Origin of the sequence: Streptomyces sp. WAC05292 (genome assembly GCF_003949955.1) — a bacterium.
Lineage (GTDB): Bacteria > Actinomycetota > Actinomycetes > Streptomycetales > Streptomycetaceae > Streptomyces > Streptomyces globosus.
Window position 1 is genome coordinate 1 of record NZ_RPSE01000218.1, and the last position, 10,256, is coordinate 10,256.

Genomic DNA, 10,256 nt, shown 5'->3' on the forward strand with positions numbered 1-10,256 from the left:
GCCGCGGGGTGCCCGGAAATGCGGGTGACGCGGGCCGGGCGGGGGCGGGATCATGGGGGCATGCCTGGTCCCCATGTCATCCGCGGCTCCGTGGTGCTCCCCGAGGCGGAGCTCTCGTGGCGGTTCTCGCGTTCCTCCGGGCCGGGCGGGCAGCACGTGAACACCTCGGACTCGCGCGTCGAGCTGCTCTTCGACCTCGCCGCGACGAAGGCGCTGCCGCAGGTGTGGAAGGAGCGGGCCCTGGAGCGGCTTGCGTCCCGCCTGGTCGACGGGGTCCTGTCCGTACGGGCCTCCGAGCACCGCTCGCAGCTGCGCAACCGGGAGATGGCGCTGGTCCGGATGGCGTCCCTGCTCGCGGAGGCGACCGCGCCGCCGCCGAAGCCGCGCCGCGCGACGAAGATCCCGAAGGGGATCAACGAGCGGCGGCTGCGGGAGAAGAAGGCCCGCGCCGAGACCAAGCGGGGCCGCTCGGGCCGCGACTGGTAGCGGCCGGCCCGTCGGCCCGTCTGCCCGCCTTGCGGCGCGCGGCCGCCGTCAGGGCGCCAGGTGCCGGTACCGGCCGCGGAAGTACGCCAGCGGCGCGGCGTCCGGCGCGGGGCACCGGGCCGCGAGGACGCGCCCCACGACGAGCGTGTGGTCGCCGGCCGGGACCCGGTTCTCGGTGCGGCACTCCAGCGTGGCCAGGGCGTCCGTCAGCAGCGGCGACCCCGACAGCTCGCCGCGCTCCCACGGCAGGTCGGCGAAGAGCAGCCGGTCGCTGATGCGGCCCTTCATCGAGAAGCGGCTCGCGACCTGGATCTGGTGGTCGGCGAGGACGGAGACCGCCCACAGCGGCTGCTCGGCCAGCAGGTCGTCCATCCGCGAGCCCTCGCGGACGCTGACCATCACCAGCGGCGGGTCCAGCGAGACCGACACGAAGGCGGTCGCGGTCATGCCGACGTCCTCCCCGGGGGGCCCGCCCGGCGCGAGCGGCGGTTCGTGGGAGGTGATCAGGCAGACGCCCGCGGCCAGTCTGCTCATCGCGGCGCGGAACTCGTCGTGGCTCACCCCCTCAGGATGCGGGGTGGCGGCGGGCGGCGCGGGCAGGGGAGTCGTCTTCAGCACGTCGGGAACGCTAGTCTCGCCCTCCCACGGCGCACATCGGGCCCCGGGCCTAACCGGCCCCGGACCCTTGGCCTAGGCCCGGCCCTGCCCGGGCGTGCCGAGCGCCGCCGCCGGAAGGAGAAGGGGGGAGCGCCGCGCCGCCGCGGGAGCCGTAACCGGACGCCTGCGGTCATCTCATGTGACTTGAGTCACAGACGGCAAGATTTGTTGACCCTGTGTACCTGCCGCACAGCTCACTGTGATTCAGTGGTCGGGACACCGCAACGAAACGCCGATGACAAAACTGGAGTTGCTGTCGAGGTCTCGGGGAGAGCGAGCGATGGAGACCGAGTCAGAGCCGTACGTCCGTCTTGCGACCCTGCGGCAGCTGCACCGGGTGGTGGCCGAGCTCAACACGGCCAGGAGCCTGGCCGACACCCTGCAGACCGTCGTCGACGGCATCGTCACCGGCCTCGGCTACCAGCTCGCCTGCGTCAACCTCGTACGCCCCGACGGTGACCTCGTCGTCGCCGCGTTCGCCGGCGACCCCGCGGCGGAAGCGCTCATCACCGGCCGCGTCGGCTCCCGCAGCTCCTGGGAGCGCCGCCTGACGATGGGTGAGAACTGGGACGGCCTGCGCTTCATCCCGCACACCGAGGGCTGGATCCTGCTGGAGGACGACGTCCCCCAGTGGCACACCGACGGGCCGGACCCCAGGTTCGAGGACGAGTGGCACCCCGAGGACCGGCTCTACGCGCCGATGTACGCCTCCGGCGGCGAGCTCCTCGGCGTGATCTCCGTCGACCGGCCGCGCAACGGCCGCCGCCCCGGCGCGTGGGGCCGCGAGGCCCTGCAGATGTACGCCTTCCAGGCAGCCATCGCGATCAGCAACGCCCGGCTCCGCGCGAACATGCAGCGCGCCCTCGTCCGCCTGGAGCGCGAGCAGCAGGCGCTGCGCGCCAGCGAGGAGTCGTTCCGGCAGGCCTTCGAGTACGCGCCCAGCGGCATGGCCATCGCCGAGATGGGCGGCGACCAGCACGGGCGGCTGCTGCGCACCAACGACGCCCTGTGCCGGCTGCTGGGCCGCCCCGCCTCCGTCCTGCGCCGGTACTCCTTCTCCGACCTCGTCCACCCCGAGGACATCGGCACCCTGCTGCGCACCTCCGCCGAGGGCGGCCGGGCCGAGCTGCGGCTGGGCCGGCGCGACGGCACGTACGTGTGGGTGTCGCTGCGCAACTCGGTCGTCGCGGACGCCGCGGACGGGCCGCGCTTCCTGCTGACCCACGTCGAGGACATCGAGGAGCGCAAGCGGCACGAGCTGCAGCTCGCCCACCGCGCCAGCCACGACTCGCTGACCGGGCTGCCGAACAGCGCGGAGCTGCGCGCGCGGCTCTCCTCACGGCTGTGCCGCATGCCGCAGGCGGTCCGCGCGGGCGCGGTGGAGGCGCTCGACGCCGCGTACGAGGGCGGCGCGGCCTTCGCCGACGCGGCGGTCGGGCCGGGCGGGGGGGCCGCGTACCGGCACGAGGGGTACCCCGAGCCGTTCGAGCTCGGCGCGCCCGGGGCGGGGGCCGGCCCGTACGACCACCATGTGCACGCGGTGGCGCCCGCCTCCGAGGTGGACGACGGGACGAAGGGACTCGCCGTCCTCTTCTGCGACCTCGACGGCTTCAAGTCGATCAACGACCGGTTCGGGCACCACACCGGCGACGCCGTCCTGATCGAGGTGGCCCGCCGCCTCACGACGGGCGTCCGGGACGGCGACACCGTCGCCCGGCTGGGCGGCGACGAGTTCGTCGTCCTCGCCGACGGCCTCGGTGCCGCGGACGCCGCCGACCTCGCCGTACGGCTGCGGAACGCGATCATCCCGCCGATCCGGGTGGACGGCCGCGCCGTACGTGTCGGAGCGAGTTTCGGCATCGGCTGGGCCAGCTGCGGAATGTCCGCCGACGAGGTCCTGCGCTCCGCCGACCAGCGCATGTACATCGAGAAGCGGTCCCGGTCCAAGGCGCACCGCCGGGCCGGCTGACCCCGTCGGCCGCCCGTGGGTGCACGTGTTCGGGGTAGGCTCCCGGGGGTCGAAAGGAGTGACCTGCGATGACGACGCCCGCGAACAACGGCCCGAACGGCGGGGCGAACAAGCCCGAGGACGACGACCCGTTCGGCTACCTCTACGCGGACGGCCAGGCTGCCGGAGCATCCCCGCCCCCGCCGGGCGGCGGCTACAGCTACCCCGGCCCGACGGTCGGCGGCCAGCCCGGCGTCCCCCGCACCTCCTACAACCAGGTGCGCACGGTCGGCGAGCGGACGTACGGCGGCCAGCGCGCCGTCCCCCAGCAGCAGCCGCCGGGCTACCAGGCCCAGTACCAGGCCCCGGAGGCCCTCCAGGCAGGCGGCTACGGCGTACCGCCGCAGCAGCAGCCGCACGCGACCACCGCGATGCCGCTGCCGGGCGGCGGCGGGACGGGCGGCCACGGCGGCCGCGGGCGCGGAGGCAGCAGCTCCAGCAGGCGGGGCCTGCTGATCGCCGCGGTCGCGGTCGTGGGTGCGGTCGTGATCGGCATCGGTGCGGCGCTCACGTTCGGCAACAAGGACGCGGGCAAGGACGAAGCCGGCAAGGACGGCCAGGGGCAGAACCAGCAGCCGCAGCCGCAGAACCCCGGCCCCTCGGACGCCCCCAGCCCGTCGGCGTCTCCCCAGCCTGGGCTGCCCAAGGGTGACGCGGGCGGTCCGGGCATGGCCATCGCGGGCGGCGCCATGCTGCAGAACGCGGTGCCCGGCGCGAAGTCGGCCAGCGGACAGTACGTCGGCAACTTCAACCAGGTCGGCGCGTCGGTGACGTGGACGCTGGACCTGCCCAAGGGGGGCACCTACCGCTTCTACGTGCGGTTCGGCATCCCGGGCGAGGATGCCGACGGCACGCTGACCGTCAACGGGAAGCCGAACCCTCAGCCGATCAGCATGCGGAACTTCTCCAAGCAGCCGAAGGGCGACTGGGAGAAGGGCTGGCAGACCACTTGGGGCCAGGTGAGCCTCAAGGAGGGCACCAACACGGTGAAGCTGTCCTGCGAGGCCGGCAACAAGTGCAACGTGAACATCGACCAGTTCTGGCTCGCCGCCGGCTGACGCCGACCCGGCCGGGGCACTCCGCGGGAGCCCCGCCCCGACCGGCTGCCCCGGCAGTCGTGCTTCAGGCCGGCTGAGCCGCCGTCACGCGCACGGACCCCTGTACCTCTTCGTAGGTGCGGGGGTCGAACTCTCCCGCCGCCGGAGCGAGGACCGTTGCCGCGGACAGGGCTACCGCGCGGCTCAGGCGGGACGGCCAGTCCAGGCCTTCGACCAGGCCCGACAGGAGGCCCGCCACCGCCGAGTCGCCCGCGCCGGTCGGGTTTCCCGACAGGGGGCGGGGCGGGGCCGCCTGCCAGGTGCCCTCCGGGGTGGTGGCCAGGAGGCCCTGCGGGCCCAGTGAGGTCACCACCGCGCGGGCGCCGCGGCGGCGGGCGTCGCGGCCGGCCTGGACCGGCTCGCGGGAGCCGGTGAGTTCGGCGACCTCGGCGGCGTTCGGCTTGACCATGTCGGGGCGGGCCGCGATGCCGCGGCGCAGGGCCTCGCCGCTGGTGTCCAGCAGGACGGGGACGCCGGCCGCGCGGGCCGCCCGTACGAGGACCGCGTACGCCCCGACCGGCACGCCCGGCGGCAGGCTGCCGCACAGGGCCACCGCTTCGGCGCCGGCGAGCAGGGCCCCGTACCGCTCCGTGAACTCCGCCCACTCGCCGGAACCGATCACCGGGCCCGGCTCGTTGAACTGCGTGGTGTCCCCGGTCGATTCGTCGACGACGGCCAGGGTGCGGCGCGTGGGGCCCGCGCAGGGGACCAGGGCGTCCGTCACGCCGGGGCAGTCGGCGAGCAGTTCGCGGACGGCCGCGCCGGTGCGGCCGCCGGCGAAGCCGGTCGCGGTCACCGGCCGGCCCAGCGCGGCCAGGACGCGGGCGACGTTGAGGCCCTTGCCGCCTGGCCGTTCGGTGACGGCGGTGGCGCGGTGGGTGGCGTGCGGGATCAGCCTGGGCACGCGGTGGGTGACGTCGAGTGCGGTGTTCAGCGTCACGGTCAGGATCATGGTTCTTCGGGTCCCGGTCTCGGTGTGTGCCGGGATCATGTCAAACACCGGGCGGACGGCCCAGTCCCGCGGGCCGTCCGCCGTCCGCCGATGCCGCCGAACCCCCCGATCGGCGGCTCAGCCGCCGAGGGCCGGGGGCCTGACGACCCATTCGCCGCGCCGCATGACGCCCTTCAGGTCGAACGCGGCGTCCAGGACGACCAGGTCGGCGTACTTGCCGGGTTCCAGCGAGCCCACCTCGTCGTACAGGCCCAGCAGCTTGGCCGGATTGGCGGAGATCGCCTGGACGACGGACTCGACGGGCAGCCGGTCCAGGGTGACCGACCGCTTGAAGGCGGTGTCCAGGGTGAGGGTGGAGCCGGCGATGGAGCCGCCTTCGACGAGGCGGGCCACGCCGTCCTTCACCTCCACCTCCAGCGGTCCCAGGTGGTAGGTGCCGTCGCCGAAGCCGGCCGCGTCCATGGCGTCGGTGATCAGGGCGACGCGGTGGGCGCCGGCGTGGTGGAAGGCCAGCTCCAGCATCGCCGGGTGGAGGTGCGTGCCGTCGTTGATGAGTTCGACGGTGACCCGCTCGTCCTCCAGCAGGGCGGCGATCGGGCCGGGGGCGCGGTGCTCCATGCCGGGCATGGCGTTGTACAGGTGGGTGGCGACGGTCGCGCCCGCGTCGATGGCCTGGCGGGTCTGGTCGTAGGTGGAGTCGGTGTGCCCGATCGCGGCGATCACCCCGTGCTCGGCGAGGAGGCGTACGGAGTCCAGACCGCCCGGCAGCTCGGTCGCGAGGGTGAACATGCGGGCCGCGCCGTGGGCGGCGTCGACGAGCTTGCGGACCTCGGCCGGGTCGGGGTCGCGCAGCAGCTCCTCCTTGTGGGCGCCCTTGCGGCAGGGGTTGATGAACGGGCCCTCGAAGTGGATCCCGGCGATCTCGCCCTGCTGGGTGAGCTCGGCGAGGAGCCCGGCGCGGCGGGCCAGTTCGTCGAGGTCGCCGGTGACGGTGGACGCCACCAGGGTGGTCGTGCCGTGCTCGCGGTGGGTGCGTACGCCGCGCAGGACCTCCTCGGCGGTGCCGGAGGTGAAGGAGGCGCCGCCGCCGCCGTGGTTGTGCATGTCGACGAAGCCGGGGACGAGCCAGTGTCCCGAGAGGTCGGCGACGGTCGCGTCCTCACGGGCGCTGCCGGCGATGCGGTCGCCCTCGACGATGACGCGGCCGCCCGCCACGATCCCGGTGGGCAGCACCACCCGCGCGCCGGAGAGAACGGTGCTGTGTGCGCTTCCGGACATCAGGCAGGTACCTCCGTGGCGAGTAGGTCCCAGGCGAGCAGCCCTGCGCCCAGGCATCCGGCGGTGTCCCCGAGGGCCGCCGGCACGATGTGGGGCAGCCGCTGGAACGTCACGCGCTCCTCGACGGCCGCGCGGAGCGGTGTGAACAGGACTTCCCCCGCCTCGGCGAGCCCGCCGCCGATGATCAGGGTGCGGGGGTCCAGCAGGGTGATCGCCGTGACGAGGCCGTCGGCGAGGGCGTCGACGGCCTCCTGCCAGATGCGGCGGGCCGCGGCGTCGCCTGCCGTGACGGCGCGCGCGCAGTCGGCGGCGTCGGCGTCCGGGTCGCCGCAGGCCGCGGCCCAGGCGCGGCTGACGGCGGAGGCCGAGGCCACGGTCTCCAGGCAGCCGCGCTGCCCGCAGCCGCAGGCGGGGCCGCCCGGGCGGACCACGATGTGGCCGATCTCGCCCGCGTAGCCGTGGGCGCCGGCCTCGATGCGGCCGGCGATGCCGATGGCTCCGGCGATGCCGGTGCCGAGGGGCACGAACAGGAAGCGGTCGGCGCCGCGGCCGGCCCCGATGCGGCCCTCGGCGAGGCCGCCCGTGCGCACGTCGTGGCCGAGGGCCACGGGGAGGGAGCCCAGCCGGGCGGCGAGGAGCGTGCGCAGCGGTACGTCGCGCCAGCCGAGGTTGGCCGCGTACACCGCGGTCCCGGTGTCGGCGTCCACGATGCCGGGGACGGCGACGCCGGCCGCGACGGCGGCCTCTCCGAAGCGCTCGCGGCCCAGCGCGTGCAGCTCGGCGGCGAAGTCCAGGATCGTCCCGACGACGGCCTCCGGGCCGCGGTCGCGGCCGGTGGCACGGCGCGCCTGGTGCAGCAGGGTGCCGTCCTCGGCGATGAGGGCGGCCTTCATCCCGGTGCCGCCCACATCGAGGGCGATGACGTGTTTCACGGGTTTCACGGGTGACAGTCTCGCTCGCTTCGACGGGAAAGGTCTAGTCCATTGGAGGGGATTGTTGAGCTGCCATACAAATTCCGGCCGCCGACCGTGCCCGAATGTGGACCAGCGGCCAAAGTGGTGTAGACCTTACGTGGATCGTACGTACAACCTGGGATGTGTCGAGAACTGTGAAGGGCCGTTACCTGAGCCTGGCCGCAACCGGAGCCGCACTGAGCCTGGCGGTGACGCTCACCGGCTGCGGAAGCCTCACCGGGGACAACGAGGTGACCCTCCGGGTCGTGGCGGCCGAGTACGGGGACAATCCGCAGAACTCCTCGGCCGCCTACTGGAAGGACCTCGCCGCCGGCTTCGAGAAGACCCACCCGGGCATCAAGGTCGAGGTCGGCGTCTACTCCTGGTCCGAGGTCGACGCCAAGGTCGCGGCCATGGTCAAGGAGGGCAAGGCCCCCGACATCGCGCAGATCGGCGCCTACGCCGACTACGCCGCCGCCGGAAAGCTCCACACCGCCGACGAGCTGCTGTCCGTCCAGACCGAGGCCGACTTCCTCGCGCCCCTCGCCGAGGCCGGCAAGGTCCGCCGCACCCAGTACGGCATGCCCTTCGTCGCCAGCACCCGCCTGCTCTTCTACAACGAGAAGCTCCTCGCCGACGCCGGCGTCATCCCCAAGGACGGCAGGACGCCGTGGCAGCCCAAGAGCTGGGCCGACCTGGAGGCCGCCGCCAAGAAGCTGAAGGCCGCCGGCGTGCCGACGCCCTTCGCGCTGCCGCTCGGCCGCGAGGAGGCGCAGGCCGAGACGATGATGTGGATGCTGTCGGGCGGCGGCGGCTACACCGACAACGAAGAGGCGTACGCGATCGACTCCGCGGAGAACGTCAAGGCCTTCGAGTTCCTGCGCGACAAGATGGTCGGCCAGGGCCTGACCGGCGCCGCCGACCCGGGCAAGACCGACCGGCAGGCCGCCTTCGACGCGTTCGCGCGCGGCGAGGTCGGCATGCTCAACGGCCACCCCACCCTGATCAAGCAGGCGACCGAGAAGGGCGTGAAGGTCGGCATGGTGCCGCTGCCCACCGCCGACGGCACCGCCCAGCCGGCCATGGGCGTCGCCGACTGGATCATGGCGTTCAAGAACGGCCACCGCGCCGAGTCCGGGAAGTTCCTCGACTGGGTGTACGACTCCAAGAACGTGACGGCCTTCACCCGCAAGTACGACCTCCTCCCCGCCACCACCAGCGGCTTCCGGGCGATGGAAGCGGCGAACGGCGGCTCCGCCGCCCAGCTGAAGCCCTTCCTCCAGGCCCTGCCGAACTCCCGGCTGTACCCGGTCGGCAAGAACTCCTGGGCCGGGGTCAGCGAGAGCGTCAAGCAGAACATCGGCAGGGCGGTCCAGCCGGGCGCGCAGCCCGCGAAGGTGCTGGAGGAGATCGCGGTCCGCGCCCGCGCGGAGGACAAGCGCTGAGCGGCGCGGCCGGGCACCGGCCCGGCGCGCAACGTCTCCGCCCCCGGCACCCACCCCGAGCTCGGCGGCCCCGGTGGGTGTCGGAGGGCGGCGTTAATCTGGCCGTATGACGGACGAAGAGCAGCTCACGGCCACCGAGGCCGCTGTGCTCGCCTTCGAGGGGCGGGCCTGGCCCGGGCCGGGCGCGAAGGAGCGCGCGATACGGGAGGGGCTGGGGATGACCCCGGTCCGCTACTACCAGCTGCTCAACGCGCTGATGGACGACCCGCGCGCCCTCGCGCACGCCCCCGGCACGGTCAACCGCCTCCGCCGCATCCGCGACGCCCGCCGAGCCCGCCGCTGACGGCGCGCCCGGGGGGCGCCGTAGCCGTCGTACCGGTCGGCCGTTAGGGTCGTCCGTATGGGGAGCCATCCGCACGATCTGCCGATGCCCGTCACCGCCGCCGGCCGCGAGGGACTCGCGGCCCTGCTCGGCGACCCGCGCCGCAGCGTGGTCGCCCTCGACTTCGACGGCACACTCGCCGACATCGTCCCCGACCCCGACCAGGCCCGAGCCCACCCCGACGCCGTCCCGGCGCTCGCCGCCCTCGCCCCGCGCGTCGGCTCCGTCGCCGTCGTCACCGGCCGGCCGGCGGGCGTCGCCGTACGCCTCGGGGGCTTCGCCGGGGTCGCCGGACTGGAGCACCTGGTGGTGCTCGGGCACTACGGGGCCGAGCGGTGGGACGCCGTCAGCGGCAGCGTCCACGCCCCGGCCGAACACCCCGGCGTCGCCGCCGTACGGGCCGAGCTGCCCGGATTCCTGCACTCCGTCGGCGCCTGGCACGGCACCTGGATCGAGGAGAAGGGCCGCGCCCTCGCCGTCCACACCCGGCGCGCCGAGGACCCGGCCGCGGCGTTCGCCGCCCTGCGGGAGCCGCTCGCCGAGCTGGCCGCCCGGCACGGGCTGATCGTCGAGCCGGGGCGGGCCGTCCTGGAGCTGCGGCCGCCCGGGATGGACAAGGGCGTCGCCCTGACCGAGTACCTCGCGGAGACGGGTGCCGAGACGGTGCTGTACGCCGGGGACGACCTCGGAGACCTCGCCGCGTACGCGGCCGTCGAGAAGAGGCGGGCCGAAGGGCTGCCGGGACTGCTGGTGTGCAGCGGCTCGGAGGAGGTCCCGGAGCTCGCGGCGCGGGCCGACCTGGTCCTCCCCGGCCCCGCCGCGGTCTCGGCCTTCCTGGCAGCCCTGGCCAACGCCCTCTGACGGGCCCGCCCGCGGCCCCTTCCGGGGCTCTGCCCCGCGCCCCGCGCCTCAAGCGCCGGCGGGGCTGGATTCGGCGGGTGTGGGGGGTGAGGTGCCTCGTGTGGGTGGTTTCGGGGCTCTGCCCCGGGCCCCGTGCC

The 10,256-nt window shown here is 74.3% G+C and carries 10 protein-coding genes; 6 read left to right on the top strand and 4 right to left on the bottom strand.

Annotated elements, in window-relative coordinates; all coding sequences use genetic code 11:
* The first annotated feature begins 60 nt into the window (after positions 1–60).
* Positions 61–486: an alternative ribosome rescue aminoacyl-tRNA hydrolase ArfB gene (gene arfB / locus EF903_RS21070; protein ID WP_125545454.1), complete on the top strand. Its 426-nt coding sequence runs from the start codon at positions 61–63 to the stop codon at positions 484–486.
* A gap of 48 nt (positions 487–534) precedes the next feature.
* Here the strand turns inward: arfB and EF903_RS21075 are convergent, their stop codons facing one another.
* On the bottom strand, positions 535–1,104 hold the full coding sequence (locus EF903_RS21075) for a flavin reductase family protein (RefSeq protein WP_125545456.1): 570 nt from the start codon (positions 1,102–1,104) through the stop codon (positions 535–537).
* A 319-nt stretch (positions 1,105–1,423) separates the two neighbouring features.
* Here EF903_RS21075 and cdgB point away from each other — a divergent pair, with 319 nt between their 5' ends.
* Positions 1,424–3,112, top strand: a complete 1,689-nt coding sequence (gene cdgB / locus EF903_RS21080) for a diguanylate cyclase CdgB (protein WP_125545458.1) — start codon at positions 1,424–1,426, stop codon at positions 3,110–3,112.
* A 68-nt stretch (positions 3,113–3,180) separates the two neighbouring features.
* On the top strand, positions 3,181–4,209 hold the full coding sequence (locus EF903_RS21085; protein WP_125545460.1) for a carbohydrate-binding protein: 1,029 nt from the start codon (positions 3,181–3,183) through the stop codon (positions 4,207–4,209).
* A 64-nt stretch (positions 4,210–4,273) separates the two neighbouring features.
* On the opposite strand, the gene EF903_RS21090 is transcribed toward EF903_RS21085, so the two are convergent.
* The 3 genes from EF903_RS21090 to EF903_RS21100 all read right to left on the bottom strand — a co-directional run bounded on the left by EF903_RS21090 (position 4,274) and on the right by EF903_RS21100 (position 7,371).
* The gene (locus EF903_RS21090; RefSeq protein ID WP_125545462.1) at positions 4,274–5,200 is read right to left on the bottom strand and encodes a 1-phosphofructokinase family hexose kinase; all 927 of its coding nucleotides are present in this window, start codon (positions 5,198–5,200) and stop codon (positions 4,274–4,276) included.
* Positions 5,201–5,317: 117 nt separating this feature from the next.
* Complete coding sequence (gene nagA, locus EF903_RS21095) at positions 5,318–6,478, bottom strand: N-acetylglucosamine-6-phosphate deacetylase (RefSeq protein ID WP_125545464.1); 1,161 nt, start codon at positions 6,476–6,478, stop codon at positions 5,318–5,320.
* Positions 6,478–7,371, bottom strand: coding sequence for an ROK family protein (locus tag EF903_RS21100; protein ID WP_260615709.1), 894 nt, complete (start codon positions 7,369–7,371; stop codon positions 6,478–6,480). Before EF903_RS21100 ends, nagA begins: the two co-directional genes overlap by 1 nt.
* 203 nt (positions 7,372–7,574) lie before the next feature.
* Between EF903_RS21100 and EF903_RS21105 the strand changes: the two genes are divergently transcribed.
* The 3 genes from EF903_RS21105 (at position 7,575) to otsB (ending at position 10,119) form a co-directional block, all read left to right on the top strand.
* Complete coding sequence (locus EF903_RS21105) at positions 7,575–8,876, top strand: extracellular solute-binding protein (protein ID WP_125545466.1); 1,302 nt, start codon at positions 7,575–7,577, stop codon at positions 8,874–8,876.
* A 106-nt stretch (positions 8,877–8,982) separates the two neighbouring features.
* Positions 8,983–9,219 (top strand): DUF3263 domain-containing protein, encoded by a 237-nt coding sequence (locus EF903_RS21110; protein ID WP_125545468.1) that lies wholly within the window; start codon positions 8,983–8,985, stop codon positions 9,217–9,219.
* 57 nt (positions 9,220–9,276) lie between these two features.
* Positions 9,277–10,119 (top strand): trehalose-phosphatase, encoded by an 843-nt coding sequence (gene otsB, locus EF903_RS21115; RefSeq protein WP_125545470.1) that lies wholly within the window; start codon positions 9,277–9,279, stop codon positions 10,117–10,119.
* Positions 10,120–10,256: the final 137 nt, after the last annotated feature.

What these genes read in the sequence shown, in the direction of transcription:
- EF903_RS21100 (WP_260615709.1), bottom strand. Translation starts at nt 7,371, where the DNA reads ATGAAGGCCGCCCTCATCGCCGAGGACGGCACCCTGCTGCACCAGGCG.
- cdgB (WP_125545458.1), top strand. Translation starts at nt 1,424, where the DNA reads ATGGAGACCGAGTCAGAGCCGTACGTCCGTCTTGCGACCCTGCGGCAG.
- arfB (WP_125545454.1), top strand. Translation starts at nt 61, where the DNA reads ATGCCTGGTCCCCATGTCATCCGCGGCTCCGTGGTGCTCCCCGAGGCG.
- otsB (WP_125545470.1), top strand. Translation starts at nt 9,277, where the DNA reads ATGGGGAGCCATCCGCACGATCTGCCGATGCCCGTCACCGCCGCCGGC.
- nagA (WP_125545464.1), bottom strand. Translation starts at nt 6,478, where the DNA reads ATGTCCGGAAGCGCACACAGCACCGTTCTCTCCGGCGCGCGGGTGGTG.
- EF903_RS21110 (WP_125545468.1), top strand. Translation starts at nt 8,983, where the DNA reads ATGACGGACGAAGAGCAGCTCACGGCCACCGAGGCCGCTGTGCTCGCC.
- EF903_RS21085 (WP_125545460.1), top strand. Translation starts at nt 3,181, where the DNA reads ATGACGACGCCCGCGAACAACGGCCCGAACGGCGGGGCGAACAAGCCC.
- EF903_RS21090 (WP_125545462.1), bottom strand. Translation starts at nt 5,200, where the DNA reads ATGATCCTGACCGTGACGCTGAACACCGCACTCGACGTCACCCACCGC.